The sequence below is a fragment of the Halomonas halodenitrificans DSM 735 genome (assembly GCF_000620045.1).
Lineage (GTDB): Bacteria > Pseudomonadota > Gammaproteobacteria > Pseudomonadales > Halomonadaceae > Halomonas > Halomonas halodenitrificans.
In genome coordinates this window covers 43,357-65,039 of the sequence record NZ_JHVH01000013.1, presented here as the reverse complement: position 1 = coordinate 65,039, position 21,683 = coordinate 43,357, and the positions used below count along the sequence as shown (strand labels likewise).

At 66.1% G+C, this 21,683-nt stretch carries 22 protein-coding genes, 4 tRNA genes and 1 riboswitch; of the genes, 18 read left to right on the top strand and 8 right to left on the bottom strand.

The window, feature by feature from the left end; all coding sequences use genetic code 11:
• Window positions 1-157: 157 nt before the first annotated feature.
• On the bottom strand, window positions 158-838 hold the full coding sequence (locus Q358_RS0107345) for a glutathione S-transferase (RefSeq protein ID WP_027961457.1): 681 nt from the start codon (window positions 836-838) through the stop codon (window positions 158-160).
• 138 nt (window positions 839-976) lie between these two features.
• On the opposite strand from Q358_RS0107345, the gene Q358_RS0107340 reads away from it, so the two are divergent.
• The 4 genes from Q358_RS0107340 to Q358_RS0107325 are packed head-to-tail and all read left to right on the top strand — an operon-like array spanning window position 977 to window position 6,400.
• Window positions 977-1,348, top strand: coding sequence for a response regulator transcription factor (locus Q358_RS0107340; protein WP_027961456.1), 372 nt, complete (start codon window positions 977-979; stop codon window positions 1,346-1,348).
• A complete protein-coding gene (locus Q358_RS0107335; RefSeq protein WP_027961455.1) occupies window positions 1,348-3,408 on the top strand; it encodes an exonuclease domain-containing protein in 2,061 nt (686 codons plus the stop codon). The genes Q358_RS0107340 and Q358_RS0107335 overlap by 1 nt, the downstream gene beginning before the upstream one ends.
• Before the next feature lie 28 nt (window positions 3,409-3,436).
• Window positions 3,437-3,646, top strand: coding sequence for a hypothetical protein (locus Q358_RS0107330; protein ID WP_027961454.1), 210 nt, complete (start codon window positions 3,437-3,439; stop codon window positions 3,644-3,646).
• Window positions 3,647-3,649: 3 nt separating this feature from the next.
• Window positions 3,650-6,400 (top strand): sensor histidine kinase, encoded by a 2,751-nt coding sequence (locus Q358_RS0107325; protein WP_027961453.1) that lies wholly within the window; start codon window positions 3,650-3,652, stop codon window positions 6,398-6,400.
• On the opposite strand, the gene Q358_RS0107320 is transcribed toward Q358_RS0107325, so the two are convergent.
• The 3 genes from Q358_RS0107320 to Q358_RS0107310 form a co-directional block, all read right to left on the bottom strand.
• Entirely contained in the window at window positions 6,397-7,515 is a 1,119-nt protein-coding gene (locus tag Q358_RS0107320) for a DUF294 nucleotidyltransferase-like domain-containing protein (protein ID WP_027961452.1), read from the bottom strand. The two genes, Q358_RS0107325 and Q358_RS0107320, sit on opposite strands and share 4 nt — an antisense overlap.
• 11 nt (window positions 7,516-7,526) lie before the next feature.
• Window positions 7,527-7,847, bottom strand: coding sequence for an HlyU family transcriptional regulator (locus Q358_RS0107315; RefSeq protein WP_027961451.1), 321 nt, complete (start codon window positions 7,845-7,847; stop codon window positions 7,527-7,529).
• Window positions 7,848-7,932: 85 nt separating this feature from the next.
• Entirely contained in the window at window positions 7,933-9,153 is a 1,221-nt protein-coding gene (locus Q358_RS0107310) for an argininosuccinate synthase (RefSeq protein WP_027961450.1), read from the bottom strand.
• A gap of 176 nt (window positions 9,154-9,329) precedes the next feature.
• On the opposite strand from Q358_RS0107310, the gene rnt reads away from it, so the two are divergent.
• Window positions 9,330-9,998 carry a ribonuclease T gene (rnt, locus tag Q358_RS0107305; protein ID WP_027961449.1) on the top strand — a complete coding sequence of 223 codons (669 nt, stop codon included), beginning with the start codon at window positions 9,330-9,332 and terminating at the stop codon, window positions 9,996-9,998.
• A 126-nt stretch (window positions 9,999-10,124) separates the two neighbouring features.
• Here the strand turns inward: rnt and Q358_RS0107300 are convergent, their stop codons facing one another.
• Window positions 10,125-10,469, bottom strand: a complete 345-nt coding sequence (locus tag Q358_RS0107300; protein ID WP_027961448.1) for a Grx4 family monothiol glutaredoxin — start codon at window positions 10,467-10,469, stop codon at window positions 10,125-10,127.
• Between the two features lie 164 nt (window positions 10,470-10,633).
• Here Q358_RS0107300 and argF point away from each other — a divergent pair, with 164 nt between their 5' ends.
• The 5 genes from argF to Q358_RS0107275 all read left to right on the top strand — a co-directional run bounded on the left by argF (window position 10,634) and on the right by Q358_RS0107275 (window position 14,359).
• Window positions 10,634-11,560: an ornithine carbamoyltransferase gene (gene argF, locus Q358_RS0107295; protein WP_027961447.1), complete on the top strand. Its 927-nt coding sequence runs from the start codon at window positions 10,634-10,636 to the stop codon at window positions 11,558-11,560.
• Window positions 11,561-11,643: 83 nt separating this feature from the next.
• Entirely contained in the window at window positions 11,644-11,949 is a 306-nt protein-coding gene (locus tag Q358_RS0107290; RefSeq protein WP_027961446.1) for a hypothetical protein, read from the top strand.
• Between the two features lie 88 nt (window positions 11,950-12,037).
• Window positions 12,038-12,160: riboswitch (TPP riboswitch) on the top strand.
• A 57-nt stretch (window positions 12,161-12,217) separates the two neighbouring features.
• Window positions 12,218-13,315 carry a glycine oxidase ThiO gene (gene thiO, locus Q358_RS0107285; RefSeq protein ID WP_043487840.1) on the top strand — a complete coding sequence of 366 codons (1,098 nt, stop codon included), beginning with the start codon at window positions 12,218-12,220 and terminating at the stop codon, window positions 13,313-13,315.
• A 13-nt stretch (window positions 13,316-13,328) separates the two neighbouring features.
• Window positions 13,329-13,538, top strand: coding sequence for a sulfur carrier protein ThiS (gene thiS / locus Q358_RS0107280; RefSeq protein WP_043487838.1), 210 nt, complete (start codon window positions 13,329-13,331; stop codon window positions 13,536-13,538).
• A complete protein-coding gene (locus tag Q358_RS0107275; protein WP_051530232.1) occupies window positions 13,538-14,359 on the top strand; it encodes a thiazole synthase in 822 nt (273 codons plus the stop codon). Before thiS ends, Q358_RS0107275 begins: the two co-directional genes overlap by 1 nt.
• Before the next feature lie 106 nt (window positions 14,360-14,465).
• Here Q358_RS0107275 and Q358_RS0107270 read toward each other — a convergent pair.
• Window positions 14,466-14,541, bottom strand: a tRNA-Ala gene (locus tag Q358_RS0107270).
• 231 nt (window positions 14,542-14,772) lie between these two features.
• On the opposite strand from Q358_RS0107270, the gene Q358_RS0107265 reads away from it, so the two are divergent.
• From Q358_RS0107265 to nadB, 8 genes are all read left to right on the top strand, one after another.
• The gene (locus Q358_RS0107265) at window positions 14,773-15,420 is read left to right on the top strand and encodes a response regulator (protein ID WP_027961442.1); all 648 of its coding nucleotides are present in this window, start codon (window positions 14,773-14,775) and stop codon (window positions 15,418-15,420) included.
• A 9-nt stretch (window positions 15,421-15,429) separates the two neighbouring features.
• The gene (gene uvrC, locus Q358_RS0107260) at window positions 15,430-17,244 is read left to right on the top strand and encodes an excinuclease ABC subunit UvrC (RefSeq protein ID WP_027961441.1); all 1,815 of its coding nucleotides are present in this window, start codon (window positions 15,430-15,432) and stop codon (window positions 17,242-17,244) included.
• Window positions 17,245-17,311: 67 nt separating this feature from the next.
• A complete protein-coding gene (pgsA, locus tag Q358_RS0107255) occupies window positions 17,312-17,860 on the top strand; it encodes a CDP-diacylglycerol--glycerol-3-phosphate 3-phosphatidyltransferase (RefSeq protein WP_027961440.1) in 549 nt (182 codons plus the stop codon).
• A gap of 59 nt (window positions 17,861-17,919) precedes the next feature.
• Window positions 17,920-17,994: transfer RNA gene (locus tag Q358_RS0107250), tRNA-Gly, on the top strand.
• Window positions 17,995-18,020: 26 nt separating this feature from the next.
• Window positions 18,021-18,094: transfer RNA gene (locus tag Q358_RS0107245), tRNA-Cys, on the top strand.
• Window positions 18,095-18,127: 33 nt separating this feature from the next.
• Window positions 18,128-18,214: transfer RNA gene (locus Q358_RS0107240), tRNA-Leu, on the top strand.
• A 46-nt stretch (window positions 18,215-18,260) separates the two neighbouring features.
• Window positions 18,261-19,400, top strand: coding sequence for an FUSC family protein (locus Q358_RS0107235; protein WP_027961439.1), 1,140 nt, complete (start codon window positions 18,261-18,263; stop codon window positions 19,398-19,400).
• Window positions 19,387-20,958 (top strand): L-aspartate oxidase, encoded by a 1,572-nt coding sequence (nadB, locus tag Q358_RS0107230; protein WP_043487837.1) that lies wholly within the window; start codon window positions 19,387-19,389, stop codon window positions 20,956-20,958. Before Q358_RS0107235 ends, nadB begins: the two co-directional genes overlap by 14 nt.
• 34 nt (window positions 20,959-20,992) lie before the next feature.
• On the opposite strand, the gene Q358_RS16790 is transcribed toward nadB, so the two are convergent.
• Together Q358_RS16790 and Q358_RS0107220 are read right to left on the bottom strand one after the other, a co-directional pair.
• Window positions 20,993-21,418, bottom strand: coding sequence for a protein YgfX (locus Q358_RS16790; RefSeq protein WP_156940869.1), 426 nt, complete (start codon window positions 21,416-21,418; stop codon window positions 20,993-20,995).
• Window positions 21,378-21,671: an FAD assembly factor SdhE gene (locus Q358_RS0107220; RefSeq protein WP_027961437.1), complete on the bottom strand. Its 294-nt coding sequence runs from the start codon at window positions 21,669-21,671 to the stop codon at window positions 21,378-21,380. The genes Q358_RS16790 and Q358_RS0107220 overlap by 41 nt, the downstream gene beginning before the upstream one ends.
• Between the last annotated feature and the right edge of the window lie 12 nt (window positions 21,672-21,683).

Genomic DNA, 21,683 nt, shown 5'->3' with positions numbered 1-21,683 from the left:
TCACCCGGGCACGACGAAAGTTGCACTCAACTTCGGCTACTGCTCGCGTCCTGCCGACTTTGTTCCTGGTCGGCCTCACTCCAGGCCAAATTCGCCAATACGCGCCACGGCTTCTTCGCCGAGGCGCATGCCCTGCCGGCCTCACTCCAGGCCAACCTTACTCCAGACCGAATTCGCCGATACGCGCCACGGTGCGTCGGTAGGCCTCACGCTGGCGACAGGCCGCGAGGAAGTCGGCCAGCCGTGGAGCCTCGGCCAGCCCCCCGCGACACTCCAGCGCCAGCAGGGGGAAACTCATCTGAATATCCGCGGCGCTGAAGGCCTCGCCGGCGAACCATGGCCCCCGGGAGGCGAGCTCACCCTCCCAGAACCCCACGAGGCGCCGGGTCTCCGGCCCCAGGTACTGCCGTTCGACGCCCCGGGCAAACAGCCGGCCCAGCGGACGCATCACAGCCGGAACCGGCGGCTGGCCCAGCCGCGAGAACACCAGGCGCATCACCAGCGGCGGCATCGCCGAGCCTTCGGCATGGTGCATCCAGAAACGGTAGCGTTCATGAGCCTCAGTGCCCCTCGCCGGCGCCAGGCATCCCCGGGAGTCGTAGTGCTCCACCAGATAGTCGAGAATCGCCCCGGACTCGGCGAGCACTCGCTCGCTCCGGGCAAGGTCGCGAATCAGCGGCGACTTGCCCAGCGGGTGCAGCTCGCGCAGCGAGGCCGGCGCCAGCTGGGTCTCGGGGTCCCGGGGATAGGTGTCGACCCGAAAGTCGACGCCCAGCTCCTCGAGCAGCCATATGACCCGCTGCGAGCGAGAGTTTTCCAGGTGGTGGACTTCGATCATGTCGACGGCTCCGGCAATCGGTAAAACGCCAGCCTAGCACGTCGACGGCGCCCGCCTTGTGCCAAGGTCGTCTTTGCCCGGCCCTCAACGGCCACTTAGACTGACCTCAACAACGATGATAATGATCAGGAGTGCGTCATGGCCAAGGTGCTGGTGGTAGACGATGAGCCCAATATCGTCCTGTCGCTTGAGTTTCTGATGCAGCAGGCCGGCTTCGAGGTGGTCACCGCCGAGGACGGCGAAAGCGCCCTGTCGCGTGTCCAGGAGGGGGCGCCGGATCTGGTGCTGCTGGACATCAGCCTACCCGGCATCAGTGGCTTCGATGTGCTCGAACGCCTGCGTGGCGATACAACCCATGCCCGCCTGCCCATCATCATGCTGACCGCCCATGGCCGCGAAGTGGAACGCGAGAAGGGCCTGGCCCTGGGCGCCGACGACTATGTCACCAAGCCCTTCTCCACCCAGGCCCTGGTGGAGAAGGTCAAGTCCCTGCTCAGCGAGGTGTCCTGATGGCGCGTCGCTCCTCCGGCCTGCCCCGCCGCCAGCGCCTGATCGGCCTGTGGTTGCTGCTCAGCGGTATCAGTGTCTTCGGCGGCGCCACCTTCGCGTTATGGCTCGACACCCTCTTCCAGCCCCAGGGAGTCGCCCGCCTCGTGCTATGGGCGGGCTGTTTCTCCGGTGGTGGCACCATCTTCCTGGTGGGGCTGCTTCTCGAACGTCAGCTCTTCACGCCGCTGCGCCACCTTCAGGTGCAGCTGGCGCGGCTGGTGGCCAATCCCGACGCCAGTGACGACTACCCGCCAGAGGGCTGGTTACGGGCCCTGGGGCCCGACCTGGTGCGAGTTCGCGAGGCCTGGCGCAGTGACCGTTCCCGCCTGGCCACCGCCCATGCCGAAGGCGCCAGAAGCGCCGCACGCATTCGCCAGGAACTCGAGACGCTGCTTCAGGTGCTCGACACGCCGCTGCTGCTGTGCGACCACCATCGCCGCATCCTGTTGTTCAACCAGGCCGCCGAGACACTGTTCGACGATCACGCCGGCCTGGGGTTGGGCAAGCGCCTGGAGGCCCTGCTGCCGGCCTCGAGCCTGCAGGATGCCCTGAGCCAGCTGCCCGCCAGTGGGGCACCCCGCGAGGTACTGGTCCCCAGCGGCGAGCGTTGGCTGCGCGCCACGCTGCGCCGGGTGCCCGGCAGCCATGGCGAGACCCTGCTGACCCTGACCGACACCACCGCCGCCTGGACCAGCGAGATGGGCGCGCGGGCCGAGTTGCTCGATGGCCTGCCGCGACTGCGCCGCCATGGCGCCAGCCTGACCAGCGCCGCCGACGCGCTGTCCGCCCTTCCCGAGGGCGCCGGCGAGATGCGCCGGCGGCTGGAGCGGGTGGTCGAGGAGGAGAGCCAGGCGCTGGGCGTGGATATCGAGGCCCTGGCGTCCCTGGTCGAGCGCATGCAGCAGGAGGGGGAGCGCCTGGTGCCGCTGTGGTCCAATGATCTCTGGGACGGCCTCAATGAGCGCCTTCCGCCCACGCGTCAGTTGACGGCGGTGGGCATGCCGGCCTGGCTGAAGGGCGACGCCAGCGCCCTGCTGGTATTGCTGGACTCGCTCCTCGACGTCCTGAAGGCCACGCTCGGCGAGACGCCCCTAGAGGGCGAGGTATGCCTGGGCAACCGGCGGGTCTACCTGGACCTGATCTGGGAAGGCGCCCCGCTTGCCGAGGGCCGGCTCGGCGACTGGCAGCAACAGCGCCTGGCGTCCCTGCCCCTCAACCCAAGAGTCGTCGACGTGCTGCACCAGCACGCCAGCGATATCTGGAGCCTGGCCGATGACGATGGCCGGCATGCCCGGCTGCGCCTGCCCCTCCACGCCGCCGAGCGCGTCGGGGCCCCCCGCCCGGCCGCCCCGCCCCGCCCCGAATTCCACGACTTCGGCATCGCCGAGCTGCCGGCTCCCGACGCGGCGCTGGCCGCCCGGCCGCTGCGCGCCCTGGAAGTGGTCGCCTTCGATACCGAGACCACCGGCCTGGAGCTGCGCCGCGGCGACACCGTGATCAGCATCGGCGCCTGCCGGGTCGTCAACGCGCGACTCCTGGCCAGTGAAACCTTCGATCTCTACGTCGACCCGGGCAAGCCGATACCCCCGGCCAGCACCGCCATCCACGGCATCACCGACGACGCCGTGGCCGGCGCTCCACCGCTCTCGGTGGCCTTGCCCCGCTTTCGCGACTACGTGGGCGAGGCGGTGATCCTGGCCCATAACGCCGCCTTCGACCTGCTGGCCCTGCAACCCCCGGGCGCCGGCATCGACCTGGACATGCCGGTACTCGATACCCTGCTGATCTCGAGGGCCCTCGATGCGAGCCTCGATGGTCACGACCTGGACAGCCTGGCCCAACGCTATGACCTCGCCTTCCCGCCGGGCACCCGCCATACCGCCCTGGGCGACGCCCGGGTCACCGCCGAACTTTGGCTGTCGCTGCTGCCTCGCCTGGAGGCCCGGGGCATCGACACCCTGGAACAGGCCCTGGCCCTGCAGAACAGCGCCCTGAGCAAGGAGGATGCCTGCGCCTCATGACCACTCCCGCCGACCACCAGGCACGACCGTGCTGAGCGCCCCGCGCCGCCGCGAACGACTGCTGGCACTGATCGTGCTGGCCGCGCTGCTGTTCACGCCGCCACTGGTGCTGGTGTCGGACCGCGCCCTGGCGATCTCGTGGCTGCCGCTCTACCTGTTTATCGCCTGGGGCCTGGTGATCGGGCTCGCCGCCTGGCTGATGGAGAGCCCGACAATACGCAAGCCTCCGGAGGAGTGAGCCATGCGCAGCGAGGTCGTGGTCCTGAGCGTCGCCTTCGGCTACCTGGCGCTGCTGTTCCTGATCGCCGCCTGGGGTGACCGCCGCGCCGAACAGGGGCGTTCGCTGATCGGCTCACCCAACGTCTATGCGCTCTCCATCGCCGTCTACTGCACCGCCTGGACCTTCTACGGCAGCGTGGGCCGCGCCGCCCAGTTCGGCCCCAGCTTCCTGCTGATCTACCTGGGACCGACCCTGGCGATGCTGATGGCCCCCTTCCTGATTCGCAAGATGGTGCGTATCGCCAGTGCCCAGCGCATCACCTCGATTGCCGACTTTATCAGCGCCCGCTACGGCAAGAGCTCGAGCCTGGGCGCCCTGGTGGCGTTGATTGCATTGATTGGCATCACGCCCTATATCGCCCTGCAGCTCAAGGCCATCACCGTCACCCATGCGGTGCTGGTCAACTATCCCGATGCCGGCGACCTGCGCCTGGCCAACGAGCCCTTCTGGCTGGACAAGTCCTTCTGGGTGGCCCTGGTGCTGGCGGTATTCATCATCCTGTTCGGTACCCGTCACCTGGACGCCAGCGAGCGCCATGAAGGCATGGTGGCGGCCATCGCCTTCGAGTCGCTGGTCAAGCTGGTGGCCTTCCTGTCGGTGGGTATCTTCACCGTCTTCGTGCTCTTCCAGGGCCCCGGCGACCTCTTCGCCCGGGTCGCGGCCACCCCGGCGCTTGCCAGCCGCCTGGGACTGGATGCCGTGCCCGGCGGCACCACCGGCTGGGTCGGCATGCTGGTGCTGGCCCTGCTGGCCTTCTTCTCCCTGCCCCGCCAGTTTCAGGTACTGGTCGTGGAAAACGTCGATGAGCGTCATATGGCCCGCGCCAGCTGGCTCTTCCCGCTCTATCTGCTGGCCATCAACCTGTTCGTGATTCCCATCGCCATGGCCGGGCTCTTGCTGATGGGAGACGCCGACCCCGATCGCTTCGTGCTTACCCTGCCGCTCTCGGCGAGCCTCGAGGGCCTGCCGTTGCTGGTCTTCATCGGCGGCCTGTCCGCGGCAACCAGCATGGTCATCGTCGAGACCATCGCGCTCTCCACCATGGTCAGCAACCAGCTGATCATGCCGCTGCTGCTGCGCACCCGTCGCCTGCACCGTAGCGCCAGCGGCGAACTGGCCGGCTGGCTGCTCGGCATCCGCCGGGTCGCGATCGTGCTGATCCTGCTGATGGGGTATCTCTACCATGCCCTGGTGGGCGATGCGTACAGCCTGGTGACCATCGGGCTGGTGTCCTTCGCCGCGGCCTGCCAATTCGCCCCGGCCATGCTGCTGGGCATGTACTGGCGCGGCGCGCACCGCCGTGGCGCCACCCTGGGTCTGATCGCCGGCACCCTCGTCTGGGCATGGACGCTGCTGATCCCCGGCTTCGCCCAATCCGGCTGGCTGGATGATGCCTTCCTCGAGCTGGGCCCCTTCGGCATCGACTGGCTACGTCCCTATGCGCTCTTCGGCCTGGAGGACTGGGATATCTATACCCACTCGTTGCTGTGGAGCCTGTCCGCCAATCTCGGCCTGCTGGTCGGGGTCTCGCTGTTCAGCCGCCAATCGCCGCTCGAACAGACCCAGGCGGCCCTGTTTACCGAGGCGCTGCATCCGAACCTGCTGGAGACCTCGCTCTGGCACGGCCAGACCACCCGCGGCGAGCTGCGCAGCCTGCTCGACCGCTACCTGGGAACGGGAACCACGGCACGCGTCTTCGCCGACATCGAACCCCGGGAGAGAGACGCCGAACAACCGGCGACCCCCGCCCAGATCGCCCGCGCCGAACAGGCCCTCTCCGGGGCCCTGGGCAACGCCTCGGCGCGGGTCCTGATCAACTCGGTGGTACGCGGCGAAGCCCTGGACCTGGAATCGATCCTCAGCATCCTGGACACCACCTCCGAGACCCTGGAGATCAACCGGCGACTCGAGCAGAAATCCAGCGAACTGGCTCAGGCCAGCGAGGAGCTGCGCGCCGCCAATGAACGCCTGCGCGAACTCGACCGGCTCAAGGATGAGTTCGTGGCCATGGTCAGTCACGAGCTTCGCACCCCGCTCACCTCGATCCGCGCCTTCGCGGAGATCCTGCGCGACAGCAGCGATCTGCCCGACGAGAAACGCGTGCACTTCCTCGATGTGGTGGTCAAGGAGAGCCAGCGTCTCTCGCGGTTGATCGAGGAGATCCTCGACCTGGCGCGCCTGGAAAGCGGGCGCCTGACCCTGAACCCCCAGCACCTGGACCTGGTCGCCCTGGCCCGTCACAGCATCGACGCCGTGCACCATATGCAGGCCGATCGCGGCGTGACGCTGGAGGTGGCGATAGAACTGGAAAAGGCACCGGTCGTCGGCGACCCGGACCGCCTGGAGCAGGTGATCATCAACCTGCTCGACAACGCCGGCAAGTTCGCGTCAGGGGACGACGCCAAGGTGCGCCTGAGCCTGCTGCCGCACAAGCGCCACTACCAGCTGATGGTGGAGGATAACGGCCCCGGCATCGGCGAGGAGGAGCGCGAGCGGGTCTTCGAAAAGTTTCACCAGATCCAGGACCCCGAGCAAGCCCCCGACAAGCGCCACGGGCGCCCCCGTGGTAGTGGCCTGGGCCTGCCCATCAGCCGCGGGATCGTCGCCCATCTGGGCGGCCGACTCTGGGCAGAGAAGGCTCCCAACCTGGGGGGCGCCTGCCTGATCATGGAGCTTCCCGAGGCACCCCCGGATACGGCGGAGCCGGGCTAGGCCTGGCGCTGCAGCGCCCGTATCCGCTGTAGGTCGTGGCGCAGCAGCAGGCGTTGGTCCTCGCCCAGGCGGGTCAGGTCCACCCAGCCATCGGCGGCACGGCCGGCCGCCAGATTATGGCGCTGCTCGGACAGCAACAGGGCCTGCAGCCGGTCATGGGCGGCGATAAGCCCACGGCAGGTCTCGGCGTCGATCGCGTCGCAGGCGACCAGGGCGGCGAGCCGCCGCCGGGTATCGGTCTCGCGCACCGCGTGGCGCAGCGACAACAGGCGTACGGCGGCCACCAGCGGCAGCACGGCCTGATGCTTGAGGTTGAGCGCCCGCTCGTGGGGCGCGCCTTCCAGCGAACCGGCCAGCCTGCCGAAACGGTCCAGGGCCACCGGCTGTTCATCGAACAGCGCCCCCATCTCGTCGAGGAACAGCCCCGCCCCGGGAAGCCGCTGCGCCACCCAGTCACGCAGCGCATCGGACAGCGCCTCGTCACCGCAGACCGGCGTGAAGTCGAGCAGGATATTGGCTTGCTGCACCCGCTTGGTTCGACGCTCGGCACTCCATATCTCGAGCTGGCGCTGCCATTCCGAGAGGCGCTTTCGCCACATCGGCCACCGCGCCATGACATGGCCGCTGCACAGGGGGATCCCGGCGGCATCGAGGCGTGCCGTAAAGCGCTCCCCCAGCGACTGGAAGTAACCGTCGATCTCGACATGCCGAGCATCCGGATACTCCTCGATAATCATGGCATTATCCTGATCCGGACCCAGCAGGCTCTCGTGGCGGCCGCCGGAACCCAGCACCAGCACACAGTAGCCCACCGGCGCAGGCCCCCATCCCTGGCTACACATCTCGGCCTCGGCGAGGCGAATGGCACGGCGGTAGAGCGTGGCGTTGTGGTCGCTGATCAACTGGGCGATGCGCCAGGCAGGCAGGTCGAGACGCACCAACGCCTCCACCAGGGTGGATTGCCAGGCGTAGGTGTCGGCAAGGTCGGGATGGGGCCCCAGGATGGCCAGGGCCTCGCGTAAGGGCGCGAGCAGGTCAGGCAGGCTGTCGGGTGCCGGCAGGGATTCTCCGGCAAACAGCACCCGCCACGGTGAGGCACGATGCAGGAAGCGCACGGCCGGCGGCACTAGCGGGCGAACATGTCGTCGCCCGTCTCGTCGATAAAGCGCCGGGCCTTGCGGATCATCAGCTCATCGCAGGCTTCGCGGTCGGGCACCATGTCCGAACGCTCGAAGCGATGCTCGAACACCTCGTCCGCCTCTTCCTCGCCGTCGCCGGTCAGCGGGCGGCGGATCCAGCCACTGACCCGATACTGGCCACTCTGTTGCGCTGGCTCGGAGATGATCAGAAAACCGTTGTGCTCCACCGGCTCGGCGGCCGGCGCATTATTCGAGGTAGCGTCGTTACCGCCGGCCCCGAACAGCCCCGAGAGAAGCTTCTTGAACATGATGCGGCTCCTTGTGTATCCGCCCGGCGTACCTGCCGTCGCACCCGCGAGGATGACAGCGGGGCGCACGGGGCGCCCCGCGGCATCAATCCTGCTGACGACCCTTGCCGGCGGCGATACGCAGGCGCAGGGCGTTGAGCTTGATAAAGCCTTCGGCATCCTTCTGGTCATAGGCGCCGGCGTCGTCCTCGAAGGTCGCGATGGACTCGTCGAACAGCGACTGCTTCGACTGGCGACCGGCGACGATGACGTTGCCCTTGTAGAGCTTGAGGCGCACCGCGCCTGAAACGTTGTGCTGGGTCTCGTCGATGGCGGCCTGCAGCATGCGCCGCTCCGGGCTCCACCAGTAGCCGTTGTAGATCACCTCGGCGTACTTGGGCATCAGCTCATCCTTGAGGTGCGCCTCTTCACGGTCCAGGGTCAGCGACTCGATGGCGCGGTGCGCCTTGAGCATGATGGTGCCCCCGGGGGTCTCGTAGCAGCCGCGAGACTTCATGCCCACATAGCGGTTCTCGACGATATCCAGGCGGCCGATACCGTTGTCGCCCCCCAGCTTGTTGAGGGTCTCGAGCACCTCGTGGGGGCGCAGCGGCTGGCCGTCGATGGCCACGATGTCGCCTTTCTCGTAGGTCAGCTCGATATAGGTCGGCTCGTCCGGTGCGGCTTCCGGCGAGACGCTCCAGCGCCACATGTCCTCTTCGGCTTCGGCCCAGGGGTCCTCGAGTATGCCGCCCTCGTAGGAGATATGCAGCAGGTTGGCATCCATGGAGTAGGGGGACTTCTTCTTTTGACCGGCGAAATCCACCGCAATATCGTGCTGCTGGCAGTAGGCCATCAGCTTCTCGCGGGAGTTCAGGTCCCACTCGCGCCAGGGGGCGATCACCTGGACACCGGGCTTCAGGGCATAGGCACCGAGCTCGAAACGCACCTGGTCATTGCCCTTGCCGGTAGCGCCGTGGGAGATGGCATCGGCACCCGTCTGGTTGGCAATCTCGATCAGGCGCCGGGCGATCAGCGGGCGTGCGATGGAGGTACCGAGCAGGTACTCGCCCTCGTAGATGGTGTTGGCACGGAACATCGGATAAACGTAGTCACGCACGAACTCCTCGCGCAGGTCCTCGATGTAGATCTCGTTGACACCCAGGGCCTGCGCCTTGGCGCGAGCCGGCTCCACCTCCTCGCCCTGACCGATGTCAGCGGTGAAGGTCACCACCTCGCAGTTGTAGGTTTCCTGCAACCACTTGACGATTACTGAGGTGTCCAGGCCGCCGGAATAGGCCAGCACAACCTTCTTGACATCGGACATTCGAGGAGCTCCTTTCTATTGAACACGAGAGACTTGCCAGTATAGCGCGCCAACCTGGCCTCGAATACCGCTCGTCCACGGGACCTAGCGGGAGCGAGCTGCTAGACTGCGCGAATTCGAGCCGGGCCGCGGCCGACCTGCCCGTGACATGAAGGCCAAACACAAAGGAGGGGTGCATGAGCGAGGCGATCGCCTGCGACCTGATGGCACAGCGATTTCGCAGCTACCTGCCGGTAGTGGTCGACCTGGAAACCGGCGGTTTCGACTCCCAGCGCAATGCGATACTCGAGATCGCCGCGGTGACGTTGACCATGAATGCCGAGGGCAACCTGGTTCCCGATGCGACCCATTCATTTCACGTCGAGCCCTTCCCGGGCGCCAGCGTCGAACAGGCAGCGCTTGATTTTACCGGCATCAATCTCGATGACCCCCTGCGCCAGCAGGTGGCCGTCTCGGAAGCCGAGGCGCTCGGCGAGATCTTTCGCCCCGTGCGCAAGTCCATCAAGGCCCATGGCTGCACCCGCGCCATCCTGGTCGGCCACAACGCTGCCTTCGACCATGGCTTTCTCAATGCCGCGGCGACGCGCTGCGGCATCAAGCGCAATCCCTTTCACCCCTTCTCCAGCTTCGATACCGCCTCGCTGGCCGGCCTGATGTACGGCCAGACCGTGCTCGCCAGGGCCTGTCGCGCCGCCGGCATCGCCTTCAGCAACAGCGAGGCACACTCGGCCCGCTATGACACCGAGCGCACCGCCGAACTGTTCTGCGCCATGGTCAATCGTTACAAGGAGATCGGCGGCTGGGCTCAGACCCAGCGCGAACAGGGGATGGAAGAGCCGACGTAAGCCGTAAGCCGTAAGCCGTAAGCCGTAAGCCAACTGATCATACTGATCCAGATAACAAGCCCCCCCGATGAGTCTCTCATCGGGGGGGCTTACAGCGTAAAGCTTACAGCTCCGAACGAAGCCCGATCAGCCTTCCGGCGAAGCCGAATCTTGCTTGGCCGCGGTTTCCTTGATCAGCGTCTCGAGCTCACCGTTCTGGTGCATCTCCATCACGATATCGCAGCCGCCGACCAGCTCACCCTCGACCCATAGCTGGGGGAAGGTGGGCCAGCTAGCATACTTGGGCAGCTCGGCACGGATGTCCGGGTTATCCAGAATGTTGACGAAGGCGAAACGTTCGCCACAGGCCATCAACGCCTGGACGGTCTGAGCGGAAAAGCCACACTGGGGCAACTGGGGCGTGCCCTTCATGTAGATCAGAATCGAGTTTTCGCCGATCTGGCGCTGAATGTTCTCGAGGGTGGTGCTCATGGCGTCTCCCTATGGATGTCACGGATGTCAAAGGTCTCGAATGCCGGCTCGGATAATACCCGACCCCGACGGTAGGTCTTGGTGAAAGCCATTCTACTCATCCATGGCGCGTTGCGCATCCCCCGACGGCTGGCTAGGATGTGCGTTTTTACGAGGAGCACCCCATGGCCACTCGGCACTTCCTGACCCTGATGGATGCCAGCCCCGAAGAGCTGAGCAACCTGATTCAGCGCGCCATCACCATCAAGCATGCGCTCAAGCTGGAGGGGCCTACCTATACCCCCTTCCCGAATCACACCATGGCGATGATTTTCGAGAAATCTTCGACCCGCACCCGAGTCTCCTTCGAGACCGCCATGGCCCACTTCGGCGGTCATGCGCTGTTCCTCTCCTCCCGGGATACCCAGCTCGGCCGCGGCGAACCCATCGGCGATACTGCCCGGGTGCTCTCCGAGATGGTCGATATCGTGATGATCCGTACCTTCTCCCACGCCGGGCTCGAGTCATTTGCCGCGGCCAGCAGCGTTCCCGTGATCAATGCGCTGACCGATGATTACCACCCGTGCCAGCTGCTTGCCGACGTCATGACCTGGACCGAGCTGCGCGGCAGCGTCAAGGACAAGACCGCGGTCTGGATCGGCGATGGCAACAACATGTGCCACTCCTGGATCAATGCCGCTCGCCAGTTCGGGTTCCGGCTTCGCATCTGCTGCCCCGAGGGCTATGAACCGCGCCAGGACATCCTCGCCGCCGCCGGCGACAGCGTCACGCTGCTGCATGATCCCGTCGAGGCGGTCACCGACGCCGACCTCGTAACCACCGATGTCTGGGCCTCCATGGGACAGGAGGAGGAACAGGCCAAGCGTGCGACGGCTTTCGCCGACTTCCAGGTCAACGAGGCCCTGCTCGACCGTGCTCATGACGACGTACTCTTCCTGCACTGCCTGCCGGCCCACCGCGGCGAGGAGATCAGCGACACCCTGCTCGACGATCCACGAGCCGTGGTCTGGCAGGAGGCCGGCAACCGCCTGCATGCCCAGAAGGCACTGATCGAGTTTCTGCTGCTCGGCAACGTCGAAGAGGGCCAGTAGCGCCACCCCATATAGACCTTTGTCTTATTCTACCAAGGTTGTATAATGCGCCGCAGCACATTCCCACAGGAAGGACGCGGCGCATGACTAACCCTTCGATCAACACCTTCGGCATGCAGCGCAGCCTGCGCCAGTGCCTCTCCAACATGGCCGCCCTGCTCTACCGCCAGGGCCATGTCCTCGAAAGCGTCACCGTTCCCCATCGCGGCCTCGACAACGATGCCCTGCAGACGCTGGAAAGCGACCACCATGGATGGTCGGCCTGTCAGCGCATCCTCGAGTCCAGCCAGGCGGCGACCTGGAACGACCAGCGACGCTTCGTATTGACCGGCATGGGCCGCGAGCTGCTGTTCGACATGTTTGGCGAGGGCGCCGCCGACTGCGCCTGAAGTACGCCCCGGTATCACCATCGCGGCTCGCGATGATTGAGGCCCGCCGACGCTCGATTGCGTCGGCGGGCCTCTTTGGTTATGTTGAACAGACTTGTCGGGGAGCCCTGACCATTGCCAAGCGATGTGCACAAGGGCTGAGATCGGTACGGCCGAACCCGTTGAACCTGATCAGGTTGATGCCTGCGGAGGGAACAAGATCGTGCCACACCGCCCCCCTTGCAGCATCCGGCCTGATCATCACCGCCAACCGCTGGATGCCGCATCCATGAACGCTTCACCCCAACGCCGCCTTGCCGTCGCCGGCGCGGGCCTGCTCGGCCGCCTCGTCGCCTGGCAGTTGCTACGCGATGGCCACGCCGTGACCCTGTATGATGCCGGCGACCTCGACGCCCCGGCGGCCGCCGCCTGGACCGCCGCCGGCATGGTCGCTCCGCTGGCCGAGACCGTCGTCGGCGAACCCTGCATCTTCGAGATGGGCCGAGTCGCCTTGCAGCGCTGGCCCGCCTGGCTCGCCGAGCTCGAGACGCCCGAACTGTGGCATCCTCACGGCAGTCTCATCGTGGCTCACCCCCAGGACGAAAATGAACTGAGCCAGTTCCGTCGCGACCTGTCCGGTGCCGTGGGCGACGAAGCCAACGCCCAGGCACTGGACAGCACCGCCATCCGCTCGCTGGAACCGGATCTCGCCGACTTTCGCCGCGGCCTCTTCCTCGCCGACGAGGCCCATCTGGACAATCGCGAATTGCTGGTGCGACTCCTGGCGGCGATTCGCGGACTGGGCGGCGAATGCCATGCCCACACCCCGGTCGAGCCCTACCCCGGTGAGGTTGTCACGCCGGTCGGCAGGCGCGCCTTCGACCTGGTCCTGGATTGCCGGGGCCACGGCGCCAAGCCCCGGCACCCCACCCTGCGCGGGGTACGCGGCGAGACCCTGCATGTGCAGACGCACGAGGTGCGCCTATCGCGCCCGGTGCGATTGATGCACCCGCGATACCAGCTCTACGTGGTCCCCAAGCCCGGGAAACGCTTCGTGATCGGCGCTACCTCCATCGAGAGCGAGGACCGCTCCCCGATGTCGCTGCAGTCCTCCCTGGAACTGGGGAGCGCCCTCTACACCCTGTCTCCCGCCTTCGCCGAGGCGCGTATTCTCGAGCAGGGCGTCAATCTGCGCCCGGCCTTTCGCGACAACCTGCCCCACGTCATCTGCGACGACGGCCTGATCAGCGCCAATGGCCTGTTCCGCCACGGCTACCTGCTCGCCCCCGCGGTAGCCGACCATCTGCTGGCCGCGGTCCGTGGCCACGGCGAACAGCCCTTTGCCGACGTTCTGGCCGGCACCGCACCCCGGATGGCCCTATCCTGATAACGAGATTCCCATGCAAGAGATCACCCTGAGCCTCAATGGCGAACCCGCCCGACTGCCCCGGGGCTGTGCCCTGACATATGCGCTGGAACGCTGGGGATATGCCGACCGTCGCATCGCCGTCGCCATCAACGATGCCTTCGCACCGCGCTCCACCTGGCCCGAACGCACCCTGGACGATGGCGACCGCATCGATATCGTCGCCCCGGTAGGGGGTGGCTGATGCGTCACGACACTTTCCACGACGACACTTCCCATGACGACGCCCTGGTGCTCTATGACGAGCCGTTTACCAGCCGCTTCCTGCTGGGCACCGCCCTGTACTCGTCTCCCGCGGTCATGCAGGCGTCGGTCGAGGCCGCCGGGTGCGACATGATCACCCTGGGGCTGCGTCGACAGAACCCCGGCGGCGGCGACGGCGATGCCTTCTGGCAGATCCTGCGCGAGAGCGGCTGCCGCCTGCTGCCCAATACTGCCGGCTGTCGCTCCGCCCGAGAGGCGATCACCCTGGCGGAGATGTCCCGTGAGCTGTTCGACACGCCATGGATCAAGCTCGAGGTGATCGGCGACGACTACAACCTTCAGCCTGACCCCTTTGGCCTGCTGGAGGCCGCCCGGGAACTGATCGCCCAGGGCTTCAAGGTACTGCCCTACTGCACAGACGACCTGGTGCTCTGCCAGCGGCTTCATGAAGCGGGCTGCCAGGCGCTGATGCCCTGGGGAGCGCCGATCGGCACCGGGCGCGGCCTGATGAACCGCTACGCCCTGCGCACCCTGCGCGAGCGTATCGCGGCACCCTTGATCATCGATGCCGGCCTGGGCGCTCCTTCCCAGGCGGCAGAGGCCATGGAGATGGGCTTTGACGGCGTGCTGCTCAACACCGCCGTGGCCAGGGCGCGTCGTCCGGCCCGGATGGCGTCTGCCTTCGCCCGGGCCATCGAGGCGGGCCGTGCGGCCTACCTTGCCGGGCCGATGGAGCAGCGGCAGACGGCAAGCCCCAGCACGCCCACGCTGGGTCAGCCTTTCTGGCACGCGACGACCTGAGCCTTTCACGGCCCAACGTCATCACCCCCTTGACATCGGGCCGTGATAAAACCACGAAAAAAGCCGCCTGATGCAGGGCACCAGGCGGCTTTTTCACTAAACTTGTTGGTGGAGCCTAGCGGGATCGAACCGCTGACCTCAACACTGCCAGTGTTGCGCTCTCCCAGCTGAGCTAAGGCCCCACACCGTCTCGCCGTTGCGAGAACGAGGCACATAATATGGCCATACCGACTTACCGTCAAGCCCTTTTTTCGGGCCCTTTTCCCCGCCTCCCCGAAAGACGGCATGGCCATCTATCGTCGTCTATCTTTCCGGATCGCGGTTGTGACACCCTTTCCGCTATTGATGCCTTCTTATTTCCTTTTGCCAATACGCTATCTCGCCGCTGACGAGCCGCTCAGGAGCCATTCACGTTGATCAAGGTACTCATCGCCGATGACCACCACCTGATAAGGACCAGCCTCGCCCACCTGCTGAATGCCGAGAAGGACCTGCGGGTCATTGGCGAGGCGTCGAGCGGCGAAGAGGCCATCGCCGAGACCCGCCGCCTGAGGCCGGATATCGTCTTGATGGATATTCGCATGCCGGGTATCGGCGGCCTCGAGGCCACGCGCAAGATCACCCAGACCCTGCCGGATGCCCGCGTTCTGGTCCTGACCGCCTGGCTGGAGGATAGCTTCGCCCAGCGCCTGCTGGATGCCGGCGCCTGGGGACTCGTCAGCAAGGGTTCCCGACACGACGAGATGATCGTCGCCATCCACGAGGTCTTCCAGGGACATCGATATGTGAGCCCCGATGTCGCGCAGCGCCTGATACTCTCGCGCATCGATTCACCGGAAAATCCCTTCGAGGAGCTCTCCTCCCGGGAGATGCAGGTAGCGATGATGATCATAAACTGCCAGAAGGTGGCGACTATCGCCGAGCGCCTGTTCCTCAGCCCCAAGACGGTCAACACCTACCGCTATCGCATCTTCGAGAAACTCGGCGTCAGCTCGGACGTGGAACTCACCCACCTGGGGCTGCGCCACGGGCTGGTGGAAGGCTTCTCCAACATGCAGTAGTCTCGCGCCATGAACTTCGACCATCGCCGCTTCCTGGCCACCGTCAGCGAGGCCCCCGGGGTCTACCGCATGTTCGACGAAGGCGGTAACACCCTGTATATCGGCAAGGCCCGCCGCCTCAAGGCGCGCCTGGCCAGCTATTTTCGCGGCGCGCTCAACGCCAAGACCCAGGCGCTGGTGGTGCGTATCGCCGACATCCAGGTCACGGTCACCAATAGCGAGACCGAGGCATTGCTGCTCGAACAGACGCTGATCAAGGAACTGCGTCCCCCGTACAATATCCTGTTGCGAGACGACAAGTCCTACCCCTTCGTCTTCGTGACCGACCGTCACCCCTTTCCGGCCCTGGAGTACAAGCGCGCTCGCCAGCGCCACGATGACGGCCGCTACCTGGGTCCCTACCCCAGCAGCCACGCGGTACGCGACAGCCTCTCGCTCATGCAGAAGGTCTTTCGTATCCGCAACTGCGAGGACAGCGTCTTCTCACACCGCACGCGTCCCTGCCTGCAGTATCAAATCAATCGCTGCAGCGCCCCCTGCGTGGGCTATATCTCCGGGGCCGACTACCGGCGCGACCTGGAACACGCCGTTCAATGCCTGGAAGGCAAGAGCGAACAGGTGACCCACGAGCTCACCGCCGCAATGGAGGCCGCCAGCCAGGCCCTGGACTTCGAGGAAGCCGCGCGGCTGCGCGACCAGGTCCAGCAACTACGACAGCTTCAGCAGCGCCAGTTCGTCGATACCGGTGACGGCGACGCCGATGCCTTCGCCCTGGCCAGTCGCCCCGGCGCGCTCTGCATCTCGGTGCTGGCCATTCGCCAGGGCCGCCTGCTGGGGGCCCGACACCACGCGCCCACCAATGGCCTCGACCTGTCGGAAGAAGCCCTGCTGGGCGACTTCATCAGTCAGTACTACCTGGGCCAGGCCCGCGAGATCCCCCGCGAGGTGATCATCAGCCATGCCGTTCCCGATGCCGATCTGATCGCCAGGGCACTGAGCGAGAAGGCCGGCCGCCGAACGCGGCTCACCGACCAGGTCCGCGGCCATCGTGCCCAATGGAAGGAGCTGGCGCGCACCAACGCCGAGCAGCAGCTGGCCGGCCAGCTGGCCAGCCAGAACCAGCTGACGCGTCGCTTCGAGGCGCTACGCGACGCCCTGGGCATGGCGGCACCGCCCAAAAGGCTGGAGTGCTTCGACATCAGCCACAGTCACGGCGAGGCCACCGTCGCCTCCTGCGTGGTCTTCGATGAGAATGGTCCACGCAAGTCGGATTACCGCCGCTTCAATATCGAGGGCGTCGCGCCAGGCGATGACTATGCGGCCATGCAGCAGGCGCTTACCCGCCGCTTTCGGCGCGCGAAGGAGGGTGAGGGCCAGGCGCCGGATGTGCTGGTCGTGGACGGGGGCAAGGGACAGCTCAACATGGCGCGGGACGTGCTGACGTCCCTGGGCGTCAGCGGCGTGGCCCTGCTCGGCGTGGCCAAGGGCACCACCCGCAAGGCGGGCCTCGAGACGCTGTTCCTGGAGACCGTGGATCAGACCCTGAACCTGGAGGCCTCTTCCCCGGCACTGCACCTGATCCAGCATATCCGCGATGAATCGCATCGCTTCGCCATCACCGGGCACCGCACCCGACGCGACAAGCAGCGACGCACCTCCACCCTGGAGGGCATCGCCGGCGTGGGGCCCAAGCGGCGACGCGAGCTCTTGCGCTTCTTCGGGGGGCTTCAGGGCGTCAAGCAGGCGACTCGCGACGAGCTCGCACGGGTCCCCGGCATCAGCGCCACCCTGGCCGAGACAATCCATCGCGCCCTGCATGGATGATGTCCGCCAAGGGGGATAGAATACGCCAACGCTCAACGCTCCCCACCGGCAAGGACAGCTCCGCGATATGAACATTCCCAACATCCTGACCCTGGCCCGTATCGCCTTCATCCCGCTGCTGGTGGTGCTGTTCTATTTGCCATTTTCCTGGAGCATGCCCCTGGCAGCGGCCTTCTTCGCCCTGGCCTCGGTGACCGACTGGCTGGATGGCTACCTGGCCAGGCGTTGGAACCAGTCCACGCCGTTCGGCGCCTTCCTCGACCCCGTGGCCGACAAGCTGATGGTGGCAGTGGCCCTGGCATTGCTTATCGAACGTTATGACGCGATCTGGCTGACCCTGCCCGCGCTGGTAATCATCGGCCGCGAGATCGTGATCTCGGCGCTACGCGAGTGGATGGCCGAGATGGGAAAACGTGGCAGCGTGGCGGTATCCTGGATCGGCAAGCTGAAGACCACACTGCAGATGGTCGCCATCTTCCTGCTGCTCGCCTTCGCCCCCGGCACCCCTATTGCCATGCTTGCCGTCGTCACGCTCTTCGCGGCCGCCGTGCTGACACTCTGGTCCATGATTCTCTATTTGCGCGCTGCCTGGCCTCATCTTCGGCACTCGATGTAGGTCATTACAAAAACGCTTGACAGTCACCTGCTTATCCGTATAATTCGCACTCGAGTCAGGCGGGAATAGCTCAGTGGTAGAGCATCGCCTTGCCAAGGCGAGGGTCGGGAGTTCGAATCTCCTTTCCCGCTCCATTCACTAGAATGGTTCGACTCAATGAGGCTGGATGGCAGAGTGGTCATGCAGCGGACTGCAACTCCGCGTACGCCGGTTCGATTCCGACTCCAGCCTCCACTCCCCGATTTCTGTACTGCCCGACACCGTGCCGCCCGGATGGCGAAATAGGTAGACGCAAGGGACTTAAAATCCCTCGGTGGCGACACCGTGCCGGTTCGAGCCCGGCTCCGGGCACCAGCCAGACATCATTGGTCAGGCCGAACCTCTGCGGGGCAATCGCTCGATGAACCTGCCCACCCTGCGCGACCCCTTCTTCACGTATCGATATCGTCGCCGACTGCATGTCCTGCGCGTGCTGCTGGCACTGCTGATCACCTTTGTCATCACCCGTTTTTTCGCACTCCCTCACTCGGGATGGGCGCTGGTCAGCACCGTGATGGTGATGGGCAACCTGCCGCATATCGGGGGCGTCCTCGACAAGGGGCGTCAACGGCTGCTGGGCACCGTCCTCGGCGCCGGCTCCGGCCTCCTGTTGATTCTGCCGCCCCTCGAGCAGCCACTGCTTATTCCCGCCGGTAGCCTGATCGCCATCGGCCTCGCCACCTGGCTGACCTTCGGCAGTCGCTACGGTTATAGCAGATTGATGTTCGCCATCAGCCTTTTGCTGGTGGCCGGTGACGGCAGCCACGCCCTGGATGTCGGCCTATGGCGCGCCTTCAATGTGCTGCTGGGCACCCTGGTCGGCATCACCATTACGGTACTGATCCTGCCCCAAAAGGCCACGGATATGCTGCGCTTCATCCTGGCGGAAAACCTCGACCGCATGGCGCGTCTGTTTCATGCACACACCACCGCCACGGCGGCCCTGGATATCGACACCCACGCCCTGCTCAAGGCCACCAGCTCGGCGCTGGTCAAGCAGCGCGGCCTGGTCGACGCCATCCATCGCGAACGCCGCCTCAGTCGCGATGAGCAGGATGGCATCATTTCCCTGCAGCGGCGCATGCTCTCGACCATCGAACTGCTGCTCGAAAGCCACTGGAACACCCGCGCCGGCCACGACCGCATCGAGGCGATGGACGGACTTCGCGATGAGCAACATCGCCTCTCCCGAGAGCTCGGCACCCTGGCCTACCAGGTACGCACCGGCCAGGCCATCACGGTTGAAATCAACCCCTTCGACCTCCAGCGTCACGCCCCGCTGGCTGTCACCGCGACCAGCGCGGAGGGACGCGCACTGCTCAGCCCCAGCGGCTACCTATGGCTCAATCGCGAGCTGGCGCGCCTGACAGAGGTCCTGGCCACCCGGCTGGGCGATCTCACTCGCCTGCCCAGCCGGCGCCTGCGCCGCGCATCGAGCCGCAAGTGGGCTCGCCGTCACACCACCCCGCCCCCTGGAGAAACGCAAGATGCCCCACGGTAACCATGACGTGCTGATCATCGGCGGCGGCGTTGCCGGCCTGGTACTTGCCCTGGAAGTGGCCGACCGACGCCCGGTCACCCTGCTGCGCCCCGCCAGCGATGACCTCGGCGCGAGTCGCTGGGCCCAGGGCGGCATCGCCGCGGTGCTCTCACCCAGCGACGATATCGACGCCCACACCCAGGACACGCTGGTGGCTGGCGACGGCCTGTGCGACGAAGCCGCGGTACGCTTCACCGTGGAGCAGGGCCCGGCGGCCATCGAATGGCTGCTCGGCCTCGGCGTCCCCTTCACGCGAGATACCAACCCCACGGCCGACTACCCCTATCACCTGACCCGTGAAGGCGGACACGGCGCGCGCCGCATCATCCATGCCGACGACGCCACCGGCCGCGCAGTAATGGACACGCTCAAGGCCCGGGTCGCGGCGCATCCCATGATACGGGTCCGCGACGACCTCACCGCCATCGGCCTGCTCCAGGATGACGACGGCCGCTGTCGCGGCGCGCGCTGCCTGGAAAGTACCGGCGCGCGAGCCGATCTGCCGGCCCATGACACCGTACTGGCCACCGGCGGCGCCAGCGGCCTGTATCGCCACACCACCAGCCCCCAGCCGGCCAGCGGCGAGGGCATGCTGATGGCCGCCGAGCTCGGCGCCACCCTGATGAACCTGGAGTTCCAGCAGTTCCACCCTACCTGCCTGCATGATCCGGAAGGCGCCCCCTTCCTGATCAGCGAGGCGGTACGCGGCGAGGGGGGGCAGCTGCTCAATGTCCACGGGGAGCGCTTCATGCCGGCCATCGATACCCGCGCCGAACTGGCGCCGCGAGACGTGGTGGCCCGAGCCATCGATGCCGAGATGCAGCGTACCGTCAGCGAACACGTCTTCCTCGATATGCGCCACCTGGGCGAGGCCGCGATCCTGGAACACTTCCCCACCATTCACCGCCACTGCGCCACGCGCGGCATCGATATCGCCAGGACGCCGATCCCGGTCGTGCCAGCGGCCCACTACAGCTGCGGCGGGGTGGCCACCGACCGGCACGGCGCCACCGACATCGATCATCTGTATGCCGTGGGGGAAGTGGCCTGCACCGGCCTGCACGGCGCCAACCGCATGGCCAGCAACTCATTGCTGGAATGCCTCGTCTTTGCGCGCAGCTGCGCCGCCGCCTTGCGCGATGCGACCCATGCGCCACTTGCCATTCGCTCCACCGTTCCGGCAGTGGCCGAAGCGCCACCGGCGGCCCTCGAAGGGTGGCGTGAACGGATGCGCGCCCTGATGAGCGCCCGGGTCGCCATTGTCAGGTCCGACGAAGGGCTGAATAAGGCGGCCGAAGAGCTGGCCGAGCTGTATCAGGAAGTCCGTGAGGCCGTTGAGCATGGACAGCCGGGTACCAGGCTGACGAGCCTCTGGCAGGCGCTGCGCCTGGCCCGGCTCACCGTGGCCAGCGCCAGGGCGCGCCGTGAATCCCGCGGCCTGCACTACAACCCGGACTGCCAACACCATGCGAACCACCACCCCGAGCCCTCCAGGATTCACCTGGGCGAACTCGACTGAGCCTTGTCGAGCAGACAGACCCCGGCTTGTCTCGTCAGGCCTGGCGGCCACCCCTGGCTTCGCCCTGATGGCGAATCAGATAGCGGCGCAATTCCCGATGAGTGGACGCCGAACAGCTGTCCGGCCATAGCCACAGGCGGCGACCATCCAGGCGCAGCCCGATCAGCCAGGGCCCCAGATAGTCACAGCGCAGAGAGACCGGCCGCGGCGCCGGCTCCTGTGTTTTTCGCCATCGCCACTGTAGCGTCCCGTCGGGGAGGGGATCGGCACTCAGCTCGCCCGCCGGCTGACGACGGGCACACCAGACGGCCATAAGCATCAGGCAGAACGTGACCGGCAACCACAACCCGGAAGGCAACACCCTGCCCAGCAGGCCGGCCACCGCGGCGATCGGCAGGAAATGGACGAGAAACGCCAGCCTAGACCGGCCGATGCGACAGGCTACCGGCGCTCTCGGCATGATCGATAATCAGCTGGACGATGCGCCGGCGCACCGGCTCTTCGGGGAGCTCACGACGCATCAGCCACAGGAAGAGGTCCTGGTCCTCCTCGTCGATCAGGTCGCGGAAGGCGGCCTGATCAGCGGCCTCCAGGGTGTCGTAGCGCTGTTCGAGGAAAGGCACCAGCAGTAAATCCAGCTCCCACATGCCGCGGCGTGAGTGCCAGTAGAGCCGCTTGCGCTGTATCGCCTCCGGACTTGATGATTCGTTCAAGGTCGACCTCGA